Source organism: Gilvirhabdus luticola (assembly GCF_040117515.1).
Classification (GTDB): Bacteria; Bacteroidota; Bacteroidia; order Flavobacteriales; family Flavobacteriaceae; genus Gilvirhabdus; species Gilvirhabdus luticola.
Genome location: NZ_JBEEEN010000002.1, coordinates 209,875 through 226,335, shown reverse-complemented (window position 1 = coordinate 226,335; position 16,461 = coordinate 209,875). Strand labels below are relative to the sequence as shown.

The window sequence follows — 16,461 nt, the reverse complement described above, 5'->3', positions numbered from 1 at the left end:
TAAAATGGCTTATTGGATTTCTACTATTTTGACCATTGTAATTGTGTATATAATAATTAGTGTTGCACTATATTATTTACAAGACTACTTGTTGTTTAAGCCTGAAAAACTCCCGAAAGATTTCCAATTTTATTATGAAAATCAAGAAACAGAAGAGTACAATATGGAAACTCGTGATGGTGCCACATTAAATGGAGTTCTCTTTAAATCTAAAGAAAAACCAAGAGGTGTTGTACTTTATCTTAAGGGAAATTCTAAAAGTATAAAAGGTTGGGGAAAGTTTGCTGTCGATTTTACAAGACACAATTTTAATGTATTTATGGTTGATTACAGAGGCTTTGGAAAGAGTACAGGAAAACGGTCACAAAAAGCTATAAAGAGAGATTTGCAAGTGGTTTATAATAAACTAAAAGAATTAATAGACGAAAAATATATTATTCTTTATGGTCGATCTTTGGGTTCAGGATTTGCAGCAAAATTGGCATCAATGAATAATCCGAGAATGCTCATCCTTGATGCTCCGTATTATAGTTTAACAAAAGTGACCGCCAGATATATGCCATTTATGCCTTTATCCGTTTTGATGAAATATCCTTTACCTACCTATAAATGGTTAAGGTATGTTTGTTGTCCAATTCATATTATACATGGAACAAACGATAAGCTTATTCCTTATAAAACAAGTGTTAAACTATCTAAAGTAAACCCTAAATTAACCAAATTGCATACAGTTATCGGTGGCGGACACAAAAACTTGAATAATTTTGAATCATATCACAATATGTTGGACGACATACTTAACAAAAAACCTAAAGAAATAGATCTTCAAACGACTAGCATCAATGTCATTCATTCCTCAAAGAGAAAAGCCAAAGCTTAAAAAAGTCATAATCATTTTTGTTATTATGTATTTAGGAATTGCTTCTACATTATATTTTTTACAGGATAACATTTTGTTTAGACCAACAGTTTTAGCAAAAGATTTCGAATATAAATTCTCGTATCCTTTTGAAGAATTATTCTTAAATCCAGAAGAAGGAGTAGTTATTAATGCACTTCATTTTACGAATATAAAACCTAAAGGCGTTATTCTATATTTTCATGGAAATGCTGGAGATTTAAGTCGTTGGGGAAAAATCATGGAATATTTTGTTCAACTGAATTATGATGTTTTAGTTATGGATTATCGTACTTACGGAAAAAGCACTGGTGCTTTATCTCAAGAAGGGCTTTATAGAGACGCACAATTTTGTTATGATTATTTAAAAAAATCTTATCCTGAAGAGTATATCACTGTTTATGGTCGTTCTTTAGGCACAACATTTGCAGCGTTTGTTGCATCCAAAAACAACCCGAAGCAAATTATTTTAGAAACGCCTTATTACAGCATGTCCGATGTTGCAAAATTACGTTTCCCACTTTTGCCAACTAAATATTTATTGAAGTACAAATTACCAACATACAGTTTTATGAATAAAATTGATTGTAATATTTTAATATTACATGGTTCAGAAGATAAAGTCATAAAAATAAGCTCTGCTGAAAAACTATTTGAAGTCGCTCCAGAAAATCAAACAACGTTCATAGCTATTGAAGGTGCAAGCCACAATGATTTAATTAACTTTGAAGAATATCATAATGCCATTAAGGACCTACTTCTTCAATAAGATTAAGTTCAATTACAATTTTGTGATTCTAAATCTCACCTCCTTTCAAAAAAGAGAATAATTCTTAATTAAAATATAAAAAGTAATATTTATTGTTAAATATTTCTAAATGTTTGTAACTATATCTTTTTTGGAACGTCAATTGTGATATAAAATTTAAATAATTAAACAAATATATTATGTACAAGCCAGCCTTATTATTAAGCATGTTTTTAGTATTAAATCTTAATGCTTTAACAAATAACACAGATAACTATAATTCATGTAATTTAGATCGTTTTGAAGAATGTACTTTATCTAAAGTCTTATTTCTAGATTATGATAAATCAAGAAATTATAAAGAAATTGATATTAACACAATTGATTTAGTTGAGATAGATGAAGAGGTTAATTTAAATTTTGATACTACAAAGTATCTGCCTGAAGGATTTAATGCATTAAAAGGTAAAGACGATTTAGATTGGAGCAAAATTGAGTTAATCGAAATAGAAGAAGAGGTCAATCTTGATTTTGACACTTCTAAATACTTACCTAAAGAGTTTAATCCATTAAAAGGTAAAGGTGATTTAATTGGAGTGAGATAAATTAAAATCTATATAATTTGAAAAGCCAGTAATTTAAAATTACTGGCTTTTTGTGTTAAAAGAAATTATAAGTCAATAAAAATTAGTAAATTAATCGTCTTATTAACTAAATAAACCAACAAATTATGAAAAAATTTTTAGCATTATTCGTAGTAGTATCACTGTCATTCAGTGCTATTGCACAAGACGATCTATTTCTTGTTTTTGAACTAATGAAAGTCGACAATGAACAAGAACAAGCGTATTGGGAAACAGAAAATTTCTGGGAAAAGATTCATCAACAACGCGTCAATAATGGAGATATTGTTGGATGGGATCTTTGGCAATTATCACCAGGTGGAGAAACACAAGGGTTTCAATATATGACTGTGACACTTTTTAACAGTGCTAAAGGCATGTTTCAAGGAGGTAATTTTATGGAAAATGTAAAAAAGGCATACCCTGATTTGTCGGAAGAAGATTTAAGAAAAAAGTTTGAACATACTTCAAAATCAAGAGACCTTGCAGTACGTATTTATTTAAGACAAATCGCAACGACCACGAATGAATCGTTCGATATGCCTTTAGGTTCAATCGCTTTTATCAATTATATGAAAGTAGAAATGGGTAAATACGGAGCTTATGAGAAAGCCGAAACAGAAGTGTTCCAACCAATGCATCAAAAATCTGTTGACGATGGAAATAGGAGTGCATGGGGTCTATTGAGATTTATGCTTCCATATGGTAGTGATGTATACGCAACGCATATAACCTATGATATGTATAAAGATATTGACCAGGCGATAAGTGATAGAAGTTCAGGTATGGGAACATTGACAGAAGCGCAACAAAAGGCTGTTCAGGACGGTATTGCAACACGTGATTTAAAATCTGGAGTTATGGGGACTTTAGTGAAAAAGGTCCGATAATTAATTTTAATTATATTAATAAAATAAAAAGAACCGCTTAAGCGGTTCTTTTTTGCTTGTATATATTTTAAATTAAAACTGTGATTCCATGTAATCTATATTTTTGCAAATCGTAAACCAGTTATTACATATGCAATCAAATGATTATACAGTGCTTCAATTTTTTCATCTGCCCTGACTTCGGGAACACTAAACTTTTTCTGGCATACAGAAATAAGAAATTGAAAACTAAAGCAGAACGATGTTAAAAGCGAATAATTATATAATTATTTCCTTAAGATATGAGTTCAAAATGTAATTACATTTTTCCTCATTTATATTTTCCTAACCTAGACTTATCTCTTTACTAACCAACCAGAAAGTATTTTTATAGATACATTTTCTGATTATGTTAGTTTCATTAGAAAAAAAATTAATTACAAACAGTTTGTTCAATTGTAATTGCTCCAGTATTCATATCCATTGTAAGGGTTCCAATGTAATGTGTTCCCATGTCTCCAATGAGATTATAATGCCATGTGCCTATAAAAGAATCAGGGGTTCCCAAATACCTATCAATTTCTCTTATTTTAAATGTCTCTCCAGTTAAGCTACTTGTTACTTCTCCTTTTATTTGATCTATTTCTTTATAAATCACATTTGGTTCGTAGCGCATCACATAATGAATTCTTAATGTGCCTCCTTCCAAAAAATCAACCATATCGCCATTACAAAATATTGGTGACCAGTATGAACCTGAAAACCATCCTTGTTCAACATTTTTAGCTTCATGTTGTGATTTTAATTTATATTTACCAAAACCTGGACCATAAGGACTAGTATATGTTTGATCAAAAAAGAAAGGAACATCTCCCGTATTTACAATTTGGGTAATTATAAGTGTTGGCCAATCATATGATTGGACTCCAATTTCATTACCGTATTGGTCATACCAAATTCCATCGGCCATATAGTCTGTTGAACGACTCGAAACTAGCTTCCTGAAATATGACCATTTTTCACCATCTTTATTCATTTTGAAATGGAAAGTAATCCACCCATTTGAATCTATCCAAGTATCTGGATAAATTCCATCTTTAGACAATAGTCCTTCATTCCAATGCATAATTAATTTGCAATCTAGCAGATCTACTGGCATCATATACGGAATATAATCATAATCACTAATTAAGTCGTTCCAAAAAGAAATGCCTTCGCCATTGTAAATTGTTTGCTTGTAATGCGGGAAGTTGGCAAAAGCGGGATCACCCAAAATGGCATTAATAAGATAATTATCAAAATGGTGGGCTTGGAAGTTAAATCCCCATTCATCAACACCTGTTAACTTGTCTTTATTAGCTTTACTACTTAAAAGCTCCATTTCTTGTTCAGGCTTGATTATTTCATCTTTATCACAGGAAGTAAATGAAAATGAAACTAAAGCCAATAACATTAATAAATATATGTTTCTCATTTGTATATAATTTAAATATTAGAACTAATACAAATTTCAGAATTATTTGTGATGTCAACTTATCAATTGGGAAGCATTCCTTTTAAATTTTAAAGCATCAATTATAATTTTGAAGCATGGATTTGAATTCATATCTAAAATGTCAGGATAGAAACGACCAAAAGAAGAACTAAAATTTTTTAGTAATGCCTACTTTGTGGGCAATTTTGTTAAACCTTGGTTCATCGTATAAATTCTTAAAAACCGGATTTAACATGATTAGAGGTAAATCTTCATTTTTATATTTATATGCTAATTCAAGGTAATCAAGAGCTCCTTCCTTTTGGTTTACAAAGAGATGAGCAATTGCAATAATTGAAGGGTTTGAACAATATAATTTTGAACCTGTTGTGGCTTCTAATAGCCAATGATTCACTGAATTATCAAAATTTTCATTCTCGAAATATTTTGCCATCGAATAATTTCCCATAATTTCATGTAATTCTTTCCAAGATTCTTTAGCTTTTTCCTTTTCTCCAAGAAGATAATAGGCAATTCCAAGATCATTCCAAGCTAATCCGTGATTTGGGAAAAGTTCTAACACTTGATGATATTTTTCTATTGCTTCATTATATTTCCCTGTTAACAAATAGCTGTAGCAAACCCAAGATATTGTCATAGGGTTTAGAGGGTCAAGATGCTCTGCAGTAATGGCCTCTTTTAGCAACCTGTCCTGATTCCCTTTTATTGCCCAATATTTTGATAAAAGTATATGACCATAAGGATTATTTGGGTTTAAACCCAAACCCTTATCAGCCATTTCTTTCATTTCTTCCCAGTTCCAGTCCAATTTCCCAAATATTTTTCCTTTTGTGATATAGGCCTCTGCAAGAGAACTATCTAGACCGATAGCTTTGTTCATTGCATTATTTGCAGCCAAATGACTTTCTAGCCTATTCTTAAATTTGTCTTCATTGTTTTGGATAAATTTATTCATAATTACATAGCAATCTGCAAGACAAGAATAGGAAGGTGCAAATGTTGAGTCAATTTGAATAGATTTATTAAGGTAACTGATTGCTTTTTGTATAGATTCAGGGTTTTGATTTTGCCATAAAAGTTTACCCCTAAGGTAATATTTATAAGCGTTTGGGTTGACCTTACTTGAATTTGAATTTTCACTTTCATTATTAAAAACTAGGCCTATTTCATTTGCTATTTGGGTTGATATATTATCAGCTAGTTCAATAATATTTGAAAAATTCTGTTCATATTTATTTGCCCATATATGCTTTTCTTTAGGTAGGGGCTCAATTAATTGGACAGTGACCCTTAAACTATCACTACTGAAAATTACAGACCCTTCTAGCAATAAATTTACATTTAGATTTTCAGCTATTTGAGAATAGGGAATAATGGAGTCCTGGAAAATCATGGTTGAGCCTCTGGAAATAACTCTTAACCCCTTTATTTTGGAGAGTTCCAGTGTAATAGCATCGGTTAGACCTATGGCCATATATTCCATGTTTTTATTTTTAGAAAGGTCGAGTAAAGGTAGAACAGCAATTGATGCCTCATTAAGTATAGAATCAACACGTGTGCTTTTTGAATCTGATTGAAAAGCAGTATAAATAATAAATATAAGAACTGAACATATTAAAATGAATGCAATCAAAGCTTTGCGATTGTGTATTATTTTTGCCGTTTTTGGAAGATGAACAATTTTATCAACTCTGTGATTTTTATAATCTCCAGGAGTTATTCCGAAGCTATCATGAAAACATTTGTTAAAATAAGATGGACTGCTAAAGCCAACTTTATAGGCAATTTCAGAAGCCGTATAGGTATCTTCTTTCAAAAGTTCAATGGCTTTTTTAAGTCTTGTCTCACGAATAAAATGATTTGCTGATTTACCAGTTAATGCTTTTACTCTTCTTAAGGTTTGAGAACGACTGAAACCAAGTTCTGATGCAAGTTCTCTTACACCAAAATCTTCTTTACCGATATTTGAATTAATTATTCTTTTTATTTTATTTAAAAACCTATTTTCATCCATGCTTTTAATAAAATAAAGTTTTATTTACTTCATATCACTGTTTTTTAAAGAATCCTGTGGTCAATAAATTAAAAAATGAAGTGATTCTAAAGCATTGCGATTCATACTTTTGCTTTAAGCGTTTTAATTTAGAAATAATAGGTATAAATTTTTATGATTTTTATCAGTTTTGAGCCGACTAAATACATATAACATTTTTAAAATCTGTTTCGACAAAGAATAACATTATTAATGTGTATAAATAGAAAATATAAATAACAAAGAATTTACTTAAAATGTAAACCCTTTGTTGATATAATAGCCTTTCGATTTCGCTTCAATTAGCTCAATGAGAGATTTTGATTATTCCTGAAGTTCTACAATCAAAGAATCAGCAGTTTTAGTTACTTTGGTTAAACCATGCTTGGCTAGCCCTTTCATACCTTTAACCCAACCTTTGTTGCTTAAACCAGATTGAGTTTTTTGATCAGATAGATTCATTCTTTTTTGGGTTTTTAAGGATATTGAAAACGGCTTTTCATTATCGCTTAAATCAATTTGATATTTCTGGTCTAACCTAAAGGAAGAATAATATTTCTTGATTGGATTGGTTGTTGGTTAAAGATATAAACAATCCTTCCTTACCAATTACTATTAACATACATTGTTTCTTTTTCAACCTATAGTTTTTATTTGTTATCAACGGTTTAGCCCAAAAACCAATTGTGCAGCAACCGAATTAAATGCAAAATGTTCTTGTCCAACAGGAACGCGAAACATAGGATTTATGATTACTTGCAATATTGACATACAGCTACCAGTACAAACAAGGTGAAACTAAAAACCACAAAACTTGGTGCTATAACAAAAACCAAAGAAGTGATTACCATAAGCACAAAGGAAAAAATCAGTAACAACTTGGCGCCATATTTTTCTAAAAGAAAGCCAGCAGGAATAGATATTACACTATGCGCTAAAAATAATGAAAATGATAAAAAGCCTGTCATACTAAACTTAAATCGAAACTTTCTTTTACATCTACAATGATTGAATTAAGAATATTGGTGATAAAGGAAATAATAAAAAAGATGCGCATTACCAATAAGACAATATGGTAGTATCTTTTAGTTGGATTTTAATTGTTCATTAAATTTATAACTGATTTTTAATAAATATAAAAACTCCAAATGTATACGCTATGCATATATAATGTGAGTGAAAGTTTTTCCAATGTATTATTAATATTCTTTCCAACTCTTCTTGTATCTCAATCTATTTACTTTAGATTTAATTCTTGACTATAATTGGCTTCCAAATATGAATTAACGCTCTCGGCATTATTTATTAATTTTTCATAAATTCTTAAATGAACAATTGATGACATTACAATGATACCAACAACCTTTGATGAATTCTCAATTGACAAAATACAATGACGTGTATATGGAGATGATGCGCCATAAAAATCTACACCATTTTTATAGATAACTTCTAATCCTTCTGAATTATGGCAGTTACCTGTTAATTCACGCAATTCCTGTCGAGCCTTTTTTGGTAATTGATTAAACCGTACAATTTGGGTATCGTAATGAGCATAAAACTTATTTAGCTGTGAAGTAAGCGAATCGTTTATCAGATAGGTTTCTTTACCTAAAATCTTTAAACCATCCCAAGTATTTTCATCTCTGTCCACTGGCAATACTTCTGATAAATCCCAGCCGAGATAAGTAGCTATCTTAATAGAATCCATTATTTGCAGATCTTTTTGTTCAATAGCTTTTAGAACTTCTATTCCAATGTTATAGTGATTGGATAACATGGTTCTACACACATTAATTTTTTTTATGTCATTCTTTAAATCTTTGTAAATAGATTGAATATAACTTCTCTCTTTTATAATAATCTTGCGCTTTTCGTTCCAATTATTTATAGACAAGGCAATAAGAATACCTATCACGACCAACACGATTTCGCCAATAGCATATTTAAAGTATTTGGCGGTTTTGCCTTCGTTGAGAAGATTTTGGCGGATAGCACGAAAAAATTTTATCATGGGTCTATGGATTAAAATGTTCCAGTTCTTTGTCTATTTCGTTTACGGTTTTCTTTACCTTGTCCTGCAACTGTTCCAAAGTAAAACAGATTGCTCTTTTGAACCTTTTTCTTCCGGCTAATTCGTTTATAAATTCTCTGCTTTTCAAAAGATTTACATAATCAACTATATATTGATATTCAGGATGTCCTAGACTTGATTTGACCGGGTTTTTTTCATCTATTGCCTCCAAAAATTTTGTATAATAAGGTTTAATTGCTGATGTCTGTAATAGTCCTGCTTCACTCATCCATAAAGTTTTATTGGGGAATTCATTGCTAAATAAATTGGCGATATCGGCCCTTAAGTTGTTTGAAGAAATAATATCTATACCGATAGACTTTAATGATTCATAAGCTGAAGAAGTAAACTGAATTCTTTCTACAAAATAGGCATGATTTAAATACATTCCAATGGTGTCATTGAATGGTTCTTTATTTTTTAAATGTGCTATCAGTGAGGTGATTTCACCAGTAATGATTTGCTGAATTTCTATTGTATTTTGTAAAATGGAATCGTTTGATACCAAATCCCTTTTAAGTTCAATAAGTATTTGCTTCTCCTTTTGCCGTTGCTGTCTGTCTTGGTTCCAATTGTTCACTTGTAAAGCCAATAAAATACCAATCATCACCAGCACAATTTCACCAATAGCATAGCGCAGATATTTAATAGGCTTGTTGTCGTCTACTAATGTCTTTCGAATTCTTCTAAAGAACTGAATCATTTTAAAAACTTAAAAGAGGTTTAAGACTAGATGTTTGGAGAAATCTAAAAGTAATCGATTTATTTTATATTACCACAGTATTTATTAGTAATACCATTCAATTTATAAAAGCCACAATTCTTAACGGCGCCCCAGAACCTCCTTTTATTTTCATAGGTAATGCCACAATGTGAAAACCTTTACTAGGTAATTTATTAAGGTTTGTTAAGTTTTCAAAGGCAGAAATATTATGAGACATAAGGTTAACATGTGTTTGAAAATTTTGAGATTGTCCATAATCTATACTTGCTGTATCAATACCAATAGCTTTTATGTTTCTGTTCTCAATTATCCATGTTGCAGCTTCAGGTGAAAGTCCTGGAAAATGTAACTCTTTTACAGCTTCTGGGCCACGTTTATCAGTGCCTAGATACTTTAAAACATCTGGATAAAATTTAGAAAAACCTGTTTCTAAAAGCACAATACTTTCGTTTGGAATTTGTATACCTTCTTTTGTTTCCCAATTCATCAAATCTTCAATACTTATCAGATAATCAGGATTACTTATGGTTTTTTCAGAAACATCAATTTTAATAGCTTTACCAACTAGTTTTTCTAAAGGAATTTGATCTACGGTTTCAGAATTTTCAGAGAAATGTATTGGCGCATCAATGTGAGTGCCTCCATGTTCTGCAGTTTCAAAGTTATTTGCTGAATAATAGAATCCTTGGTCAGTTTTTCCGTTAAAAACAGTATCCAATTTAAACTCTTTTGCTGTTACCCAATAAATGGTTTCACTTGAATAGTCATGAGAAAGATCGACAATTTTCCGTTCCAAAATATTCTTTTGTGGTTCTTCTTTAATGTTATTAATGTCTGATGAATTGTTTTTGCAAGAAGTTAATATTGTAAACAGGGCAAACAGTGTTAAGGAGTTTGATCTCATAATCTTATAGTATCATTTGACTTGAGTTACTTTTTCAATATTGGTGGTATAAGTATTTAAGTAAAGTTATTTATTTTTTATTTATAGTTGCTAATATTTTTTAATTAAACCGTAGTTTGATTTCTATAACCCTGAATAAAATTTAAGGGCTTATATAAATTTTGCGGCTGTTTATTATATTAGTTCGCCTTTGTCATTTATTGTTAGCTCTTTTATATCATTATTCTTTTGTAAGGTTATATTATAAATTAATTGAGTTTCATTATTATGATTAAATGAAATAGTAAGCTTTGTTTTTGAAAATATCCAATCTGGGAATTTTTTTGAAAGTTTAACTCTTAAATTAACTGGTAATGCAATGTTTTTATAAACTTCTTTCGAGTTTAAAATTTGCCCGTTGTTGTTGTAAGTTAAATTTAAAGTGTGCTTCCCTTTTTTTAGTTTTACATTGTAAACTGCTGGCTCTGAACTTTCATAAACTTTGGCTTCTTTAATATTGTAGTTTCTGGCGTCCGCCTGAAGTTCTTTAACTACTTTAGGTAATTCAAAATTGTTCACTGCAAAAAAATAGGTTGAATTACTTTTTGTTAAATTGCGATTTCCGATAAAAGAATCTAAATTGGATGTCAAGTTAGCCATTGCCAATTCTTGGGCTTGTAAGTTTAATAAACTAATTAAACTGATAAAGGTTAAAAATAAAGTTTTCATAATATTTGAATTTTTAGGTTAATACTATTTTGTTTTCAGATACAAAGATGTTTCAAAAATGAAGCATAGGATTTTCCATTAGGCTCAAATGATGTTCTTAAAAGTTCAAATAAATATTTAGTCTAAATTTCTGGTAATTAAGTGCTTTTCAAACGAAATTGATTTGGAGTAATAGCATATTTTTGTTTGAATACTTTATTGAAATGTGAAGCATTTTTAAATCCGCTTTCATAGCAGATCTCATTAATTTGTAAACTTGTATTGTTTAAAAGTGATGTCGCATATTTCAGGCGTTTGTGTTTTAACCAATTTGCAGGTGTATCTCCAAAATGATTTTTGAATTCACGTTTAAACGTGGAAAGACTTGTGTTACATAGCTTGGCAAAGTCCTCTAATTTTAAATCGTATTGAAAGTTTTTATGCATAATTTGCTCGTAGTTCACTTTTGTAACTTGCTCAAGTGATTTAAAATATTTTGTGAGATTATGGTTTTGAGGATTTAAAACAATATTGAATAAGAGTTCTTTAAATTTCATTTCAATAAGTTCTTTTGGTATTTCATTGCCTTGTTTAAGATAATTAAAGACAGAAAGGATTAAAGATTGAAAAGAGTCATTCACAGCAATTTCAAAGATTTGTGGAAATTCTGTATTATTAATTAAGGAGCTATCGGGATTAAGTTCTTTAATGAAATTTCTTATAAAATCATCAGTGATGAAAAAAAGCATCACGCAATAGTCAACTTCAAAATATTGTTTGGTTGTATAAACACCTTTTCTAATAAATAAGGCATCACCAGAAGTTATCTCATATTTTTTATCTGGAGCAATCCAATCTTTTTTCCCACTAATTACATAAGTTATCATGTTTGTTTCCGTCCAAAGTTGAAACTCCTCAGAATTTATAGGACATTTATACTCAACAATAAGATAGTCATCTCCAGCTACCTTATTGTATTTTGGATTCTTCTTAAAATATTCAAATAAATCAACAATCATAAAATACTATTGAAATAGTTAATTTAGTTGATTTTAAGTTTAAAGTCAAGTATTTATAGAATAATGAATTTGCATTTTTACCAGAGTAGGATTACTTTAGATTTATGAGAGAAAACTTTCTCCATTATATATGGGAACATAAGAAATTTGATACTTCAGATTTAAAAACTATAAATGGAGAGGCTATTAACATTGTTTCAACTGGACAGCATAATTTAAATTCCGGACCTGATTTTTTTAATTCGCAACTTAAAACCGATGAACAATTTTGGGCTGGTAATGTTGAAATCCATATGAATTCTAGTGATTGGTATATTCATAATCATGAGAATGACAGAGCTTATGATAATGTAATTCTTCATGTGGTTTGGAAGTACGATACAGATATTTATAGAAAGGACAACACAGTAATATCAACTTTAGAACTCAAAGAATATGTTTCAAAATCTACTTTGAATAATTATGAAAAACTATTTTCTAAATCACAAAAATGGATTAATTGTGAGCATGATTTCTCAACTGTTGATGATTTTTTGATTGAAAGCTGGTTAGAACGCCTGTATTTTGAACGCTTAGAGAGAAAATATATCGATATTGTAAACTTACTTGAATATGAAACAAATAATTGGGAAGCAGTTTTGTTTAAAATGCTATTTAAAAGTTTTGGACTTAAGGTTAATGCTGTTTCTTTTTTAAGTATTGCCAATTCTTTTGATTTTTCAGTTTTAAAAAAATCACAATCTAAATTAGCTTCAATTGAAGCTTTGTTTTTTGGTCAAGCAGGACTACTTGAAAATGATTTTCAAGACACCTACTACATAAAACTTCAAAATGAATATCAATTTTTAATGCAAAAATTCAACTTAAATACTATTGGGGTTATACCTCTGAAATTTTTTAGATTGAGACCCCCTAATTTCCCAACGATTAGATTATCGCAATTTGCAAAATTGTACTACACACGTCAAAATCTATTTTCAATAGTCATAGAAAACCATTCAAAAGAAGAATTTTACACACTTTTAATTTCAGATACTTCGGAGTATTGGCAAACACATTATGCCTTCGGCAAGACTTCAAAACCATCAAAAAAAAGACTAACCAAACAGTTTGTCGATTTACTTTTAATAAATACTATAATCCCTATAAAATTCAGCTTTGCAAAATATCAAGGTAAAGATATAAACGATGAAATAATTAAACTGATTTCAGAAATATCATCTGAAAAGAATAGTATTGTTGAAACTTTTAACACATTAAAACCTGTTTCAAAATCGGCGATTCAATCACAAGGACTAATTCAATTAAAAGCAAATTATTGTGATAAAAATAAATGTTTGCAATGCGAAATTGGGAATTCTCTTTTAACAGGAATTGATTAACTTGCGGCATGAATATTTTTTACAATACATTACTCTATTTTCAAAAGCATGGATACTACGTTTGCCAACGAATAGCCGACAGATTAGGAATAAGAGCAAAAGTGGTGAGAACATCATTTATGTATTTAACCTTTGTGACTCTAGGTTTTGGTTTTGCTTTATATTTATTTATAGCTTTTTGGATGCGTATTAAAGATATTGTTTATACTAAACGTTCATCAGTATTCGACTTATAATCTATGAATCCGATTATCAAACTTTTCAGATCAAGAATTTACACTGCAGTTTTATTGTTAATAGTCTTGTTAGCCATTGGTATTTTTGGCTTTAAACTTCTTTCAAATTATACTTGGATTGATGCGTTGTACATGACAGTTATTACGATAACAACGGTTGGGTTTGCCGAGGTTAATCCATTAGATGAAGTTTCCAAAATATTTACTGTATTTTTAATTTTAACAAGTATTATTATTGTCGGTTATGCATTAACAATAATTACAGAATATATTTTGAGTAAAAATGATTTTGAAGAATTAAAACAAAAAAAGATGCAAAAAATGATTGATAACCTAAAGAACCATATTATTATTTGTGGTTATGGTAGAAATGGAAAACAAGCTGCTACAAAATTATTAGCATATAATAAATCGTTTGTAGTTATAGAAAAGGATGAAAAGATTGAATCTAGACTACAAATGGATAATGTGCCTTATGTTATGGGAAATGCTAATGAAGATGAAGTTCTTCTGGAAGCAGGAGTTGAAAGAGCATCTTGTTTTATTACTGCCTTGCCAAGTGATGCAGATAATTTGTTTATTGTACTTTCAGCAAGACAAATGAATAAGGACATGACTATTATTAGCCGTGCATCTCAAGAATCGTCATATGATAAATTAAAGTTTGCAGGAGCAGATAATGTTATTTTACCAGATAAAATAGGTGGTGACCACATGGCATCATTAGTGGTTGTTCCAGGATTGATGGAATTTATTGATAATTTATCCATTGTTGGAAAATCTAACATTAATATTGAAGAAGTTGCAGTTGAAAAACTTTATAATACAAAGAAAATAAAAACCCTTAAAGAGCTTGACTTTAGAAAGAAGACCGGTTGTAGTGTTATTGGTTTTAAAGACCCAAATGGTGAATATATTGTAAACCCAGAAGCAGATATAAAATTAATACCAAATTCAAAAGTTATTGTTCTAGGAAAACCAGAACAAATACAGAATCTTAATACGTTATACAATTTAGAACAGCCCTCATCATTTTAACGAGCGATGTTTTAAAAAACCAATTTTTTTTAGCATCTTGTCAGCATCAATTTAATTTTCTTTAAAAATACTAACTAATATTTTCACTATTATGAAGAAATATCTTCTTTCAATTTTCACACTTTTTTTACCATTAATCACATTTGCGCAAGAAGCTGAAAAAGGCCTAGATGAGCGTATTAACGATTGGTTTATGCCGATAGCAGATGGTTGGGAACATCTTGTTTTAACAACCGTACCATTAGGTTCTTATAATATTCCTTTTGTAGTAATTCTTTTAGTATTAGGAGCTACGTTCTTTACAGTATATTTTAAATTCCCGAGTTTCACAAAGTTTGCATTAGCAATAAATACTGTTAGAGGAAAATATGATGAGATTGAAGGAGGTCATGCAGCAGGAGATCCTGAAATGGCAATAGATGGTGATATTCCAGACACCATTAGAGACGAAAGTAAAGAAGGAGAAGTATCGCACTTTCAAGCTTTAGCAACAGCAGTTTCAGGAACAGTAGGTTTAGGAAATATTGCAGGTGTTGCAGTTGCTATTGCACTTGGTGGTCCAGGTGCTACATTCTGGATGATTGTTTGTGGATTAATTGGAATGTCAACAAAATTTGTAGAATGTACTTTAGGTGTAAAGTATAGAGATGTTGGTGAAGATGGTACTGTATATGGAGGGCCAATGTATTATTTGTCTAAAGGATTAAAAGAAAGAGGTTTTGCGGGAATTGGAAAAGTGTTGGCGGCTTTATTTGCTATTCTTTGTATTGGAGCGTCTTTTGGAGGAGGTAATGCTTTTCAATCAAATCAAGCAACAGTTCAAATTTCTTCTATGCTAGGACTTGAAGGTGGCTCTATGGGTTTTGTTATCGGAATTATTTTAGCAGTATTGGTTGGTATTGTAATCATAGGAGGAATTAAAAGAATTGCAAGTATTACCGAAAAAATTGTCCCATTTATGGCAGGGATTTATGTGCTAGCTGCAATAGTTATAATTATTGCGAATTTCAGTGATATAGGAACTGCTTTTGGCTTAATTTTTAATGGTGCATTTACTCCAATGGCTGGACTTGGTGGCTTGGTAGGTGTGCTTATTGTTGGATTTCAACGTGCAGCATTTTCTAATGAGGCTGGAGCAGGATCTGCAGCCATAGCACATTCGGCAGTAAAAACAAATTACCCTGCATCTGAAGGTGTAGTAGCACTTTTAGAACCATTTATTGATACGGTTGTTATTTGTACGATGACAGCTTTAGTAATCATCTTTTTTAATATTGATGGTGGTAATATGCAAAGTGTTTTTCAATACGGAGCAGCTGGAGATTCGGCAAGTAGTGTTTTACTAAATGCTGATGGAAGTTCAATTGGAGGAGTAGATTTAACCTCTATGGCCTTTGACTCAGTAATTCCAGGATTCTCCTATATCTTAACTATTGCAATTGTTTTATTTGCTTTTTCTACGATGATATCTTGGTCATATTATGGTCTGCAATCATGGAAATATTTATTTGGTAAAGGTAAAACGGCAGATACTGTTTATAAAGTTTTATTCTTAATCTTTATAGTAATAGGAGCTGCAGCAACGTTAGATGCTGTAATCAAATTTTCTGACGCAATGATTTTAGCTTTAGTTTTCCCTAATATGATTGGGTTATTTTTCCTATTCCCTAAAGTTAGAGAGGAAATGGCAAATTATGTCAGTGCTATTAGAGAAAAAATGATAAACTAATTT

Annotated in this window: 17 protein-coding genes; 9 read left to right on the top strand and 8 right to left on the bottom strand. The window is 30.4% G+C overall.

Features of this window, described 5'->3' with window-relative positions; translation table 11 throughout:
* Positions 1 to 4: 4 nt before the first annotated feature.
* From AAFP94_RS05555 to AAFP94_RS05540, 4 genes are all read left to right on the top strand, one after another.
* A complete protein-coding gene (locus tag AAFP94_RS05555; protein ID WP_316661503.1) occupies positions 5 to 880 on the top strand; it encodes an alpha/beta hydrolase in 876 nt (291 codons plus the stop codon).
* Complete coding sequence (locus AAFP94_RS05550) at positions 843 to 1,667, top strand: alpha/beta hydrolase (RefSeq protein ID WP_316661502.1); 825 nt, start codon at positions 843 to 845, stop codon at positions 1,665 to 1,667. The genes AAFP94_RS05555 and AAFP94_RS05550 overlap by 38 nt, the downstream gene beginning before the upstream one ends.
* Before the next feature lie 179 nt (positions 1,668 to 1,846).
* Entirely contained in the window at positions 1,847 to 2,251 is a 405-nt protein-coding gene (locus AAFP94_RS05545) for a hypothetical protein (RefSeq protein WP_316661501.1), read from the top strand.
* 125 nt (positions 2,252 to 2,376) lie between these two features.
* Positions 2,377 to 3,159, top strand: coding sequence for a hypothetical protein (locus tag AAFP94_RS05540; protein WP_316661500.1), 783 nt, complete (start codon positions 2,377 to 2,379; stop codon positions 3,157 to 3,159).
* A gap of 412 nt (positions 3,160 to 3,571) precedes the next feature.
* Here the strand turns inward: AAFP94_RS05540 and AAFP94_RS05535 are convergent, their stop codons facing one another.
* The 3 genes from AAFP94_RS05535 to AAFP94_RS05525 form a co-directional block, all read right to left on the bottom strand.
* Positions 3,572 to 4,612 carry a hypothetical protein gene (locus tag AAFP94_RS05535; RefSeq protein ID WP_316661499.1) on the bottom strand — a complete coding sequence of 347 codons (1,041 nt, stop codon included), beginning with the start codon at positions 4,610 to 4,612 and terminating at the stop codon, positions 3,572 to 3,574.
* Positions 4,613 to 4,781: 169 nt separating this feature from the next.
* Complete coding sequence (locus AAFP94_RS05530) at positions 4,782 to 6,647, bottom strand: helix-turn-helix domain-containing protein (RefSeq protein WP_316661498.1); 1,866 nt, start codon at positions 6,645 to 6,647, stop codon at positions 4,782 to 4,784.
* A gap of 342 nt (positions 6,648 to 6,989) precedes the next feature.
* Entirely contained in the window at positions 6,990 to 7,127 is a 138-nt protein-coding gene (locus tag AAFP94_RS05525; protein WP_316661497.1) for a hypothetical protein, read from the bottom strand.
* Positions 7,128 to 7,457: 330 nt separating this feature from the next.
* On the opposite strand from AAFP94_RS05525, the gene AAFP94_RS05520 reads away from it, so the two are divergent.
* Positions 7,458 to 7,673 (top strand): hypothetical protein, encoded by a 216-nt coding sequence (locus tag AAFP94_RS05520; protein ID WP_316661496.1) that lies wholly within the window; start codon positions 7,458 to 7,460, stop codon positions 7,671 to 7,673.
* A 229-nt stretch (positions 7,674 to 7,902) separates the two neighbouring features.
* Here the strand turns inward: AAFP94_RS05520 and AAFP94_RS05515 are convergent, their stop codons facing one another.
* The 5 genes from AAFP94_RS05515 to AAFP94_RS05495 all read right to left on the bottom strand — a co-directional run bounded on the left by AAFP94_RS05515 (position 7,903) and on the right by AAFP94_RS05495 (position 12,073).
* On the bottom strand, positions 7,903 to 8,679 hold the full coding sequence (locus AAFP94_RS05515; RefSeq protein ID WP_316661495.1) for a DUF6090 family protein: 777 nt from the start codon (positions 8,677 to 8,679) through the stop codon (positions 7,903 to 7,905).
* A gap of 4 nt (positions 8,680 to 8,683) precedes the next feature.
* Complete coding sequence (locus tag AAFP94_RS05510; protein WP_316661494.1) at positions 8,684 to 9,442, bottom strand: DUF6090 family protein; 759 nt, start codon at positions 9,440 to 9,442, stop codon at positions 8,684 to 8,686.
* A gap of 97 nt (positions 9,443 to 9,539) precedes the next feature.
* The gene (locus tag AAFP94_RS05505; RefSeq protein WP_316661493.1) at positions 9,540 to 10,367 is read right to left on the bottom strand and encodes a cyclase family protein; all 828 of its coding nucleotides are present in this window, start codon (positions 10,365 to 10,367) and stop codon (positions 9,540 to 9,542) included.
* A gap of 174 nt (positions 10,368 to 10,541) precedes the next feature.
* The gene (locus AAFP94_RS05500; RefSeq protein WP_316661492.1) at positions 10,542 to 11,075 is read right to left on the bottom strand and encodes a hypothetical protein; all 534 of its coding nucleotides are present in this window, start codon (positions 11,073 to 11,075) and stop codon (positions 10,542 to 10,544) included.
* Between the two features lie 137 nt (positions 11,076 to 11,212).
* Positions 11,213 to 12,073: a helix-turn-helix domain-containing protein gene (locus AAFP94_RS05495; protein WP_316661491.1), complete on the bottom strand. Its 861-nt coding sequence runs from the start codon at positions 12,071 to 12,073 to the stop codon at positions 11,213 to 11,215.
* A gap of 104 nt (positions 12,074 to 12,177) precedes the next feature.
* Here AAFP94_RS05495 and AAFP94_RS05490 point away from each other — a divergent pair, with 104 nt between their 5' ends.
* From AAFP94_RS05490 to AAFP94_RS05475, 4 genes are all read left to right on the top strand, one after another.
* Complete coding sequence (locus AAFP94_RS05490) at positions 12,178 to 13,455, top strand: DUF2851 family protein (protein WP_316661490.1); 1,278 nt, start codon at positions 12,178 to 12,180, stop codon at positions 13,453 to 13,455.
* Between the two features lie 8 nt (positions 13,456 to 13,463).
* Entirely contained in the window at positions 13,464 to 13,691 is a 228-nt protein-coding gene (locus AAFP94_RS05485; RefSeq protein ID WP_316661488.1) for a PspC domain-containing protein, read from the top strand.
* A gap of 3 nt (positions 13,692 to 13,694) precedes the next feature.
* Positions 13,695 to 14,729 (top strand): potassium channel family protein, encoded by a 1,035-nt coding sequence (locus AAFP94_RS05480; protein ID WP_316661485.1) that lies wholly within the window; start codon positions 13,695 to 13,697, stop codon positions 14,727 to 14,729.
* A gap of 91 nt (positions 14,730 to 14,820) precedes the next feature.
* Positions 14,821 to 16,458 (top strand): alanine/glycine:cation symporter family protein, encoded by a 1,638-nt coding sequence (locus tag AAFP94_RS05475; RefSeq protein ID WP_316661482.1) that lies wholly within the window; start codon positions 14,821 to 14,823, stop codon positions 16,456 to 16,458.
* The last annotated feature ends 3 nt before the right edge of the window (positions 16,459 to 16,461 follow it).

What these genes read in the sequence shown, in the direction of transcription:
- AAFP94_RS05510 (WP_316661494.1), bottom strand. Translation starts at nt 9,442, where the DNA reads ATGATTCAGTTCTTTAGAAGAATTCGAAAGACATTAGTAGACGACAAC.
- AAFP94_RS05515 (WP_316661495.1), bottom strand. Translation starts at nt 8,679, where the DNA reads ATGATAAAATTTTTTCGTGCTATCCGCCAAAATCTTCTCAACGAAGGC.
- AAFP94_RS05540 (WP_316661500.1), top strand. Translation starts at nt 2,377, where the DNA reads ATGAAAAAATTTTTAGCATTATTCGTAGTAGTATCACTGTCATTCAGT.
- AAFP94_RS05525 (WP_316661497.1), bottom strand. Translation starts at nt 7,127, where the DNA reads ATGAATCTATCTGATCAAAAAACTCAATCTGGTTTAAGCAACAAAGGT.
- AAFP94_RS05480 (WP_316661485.1), top strand. Translation starts at nt 13,695, where the DNA reads ATGAATCCGATTATCAAACTTTTCAGATCAAGAATTTACACTGCAGTT.
- AAFP94_RS05535 (WP_316661499.1), bottom strand. Translation starts at nt 4,612, where the DNA reads ATGAGAAACATATATTTATTAATGTTATTGGCTTTAGTTTCATTTTCA.
- AAFP94_RS05550 (WP_316661502.1), top strand. Translation starts at nt 843, where the DNA reads ATGTCATTCATTCCTCAAAGAGAAAAGCCAAAGCTTAAAAAAGTCATA.
- AAFP94_RS05545 (WP_316661501.1), top strand. Translation starts at nt 1,847, where the DNA reads ATGTACAAGCCAGCCTTATTATTAAGCATGTTTTTAGTATTAAATCTT.
- AAFP94_RS05475 (WP_316661482.1), top strand. Translation starts at nt 14,821, where the DNA reads ATGAAGAAATATCTTCTTTCAATTTTCACACTTTTTTTACCATTAATC.
- AAFP94_RS05490 (WP_316661490.1), top strand. Translation starts at nt 12,178, where the DNA reads ATGAGAGAAAACTTTCTCCATTATATATGGGAACATAAGAAATTTGAT.
- AAFP94_RS05495 (WP_316661491.1), bottom strand. Translation starts at nt 12,073, where the DNA reads ATGATTGTTGATTTATTTGAATATTTTAAGAAGAATCCAAAATACAAT.
- AAFP94_RS05530 (WP_316661498.1), bottom strand. Translation starts at nt 6,647, where the DNA reads ATGGATGAAAATAGGTTTTTAAATAAAATAAAAAGAATAATTAATTCA.
- AAFP94_RS05555 (WP_316661503.1), top strand. Translation starts at nt 5, where the DNA reads ATGGCTTATTGGATTTCTACTATTTTGACCATTGTAATTGTGTATATA.
- AAFP94_RS05500 (WP_316661492.1), bottom strand. Translation starts at nt 11,075, where the DNA reads ATGAAAACTTTATTTTTAACCTTTATCAGTTTAATTAGTTTATTAAAC.
- AAFP94_RS05505 (WP_316661493.1), bottom strand. Translation starts at nt 10,367, where the DNA reads ATGAGATCAAACTCCTTAACACTGTTTGCCCTGTTTACAATATTAACT.
- AAFP94_RS05485 (WP_316661488.1), top strand. Translation starts at nt 13,464, where the DNA reads ATGAATATTTTTTACAATACATTACTCTATTTTCAAAAGCATGGATAC.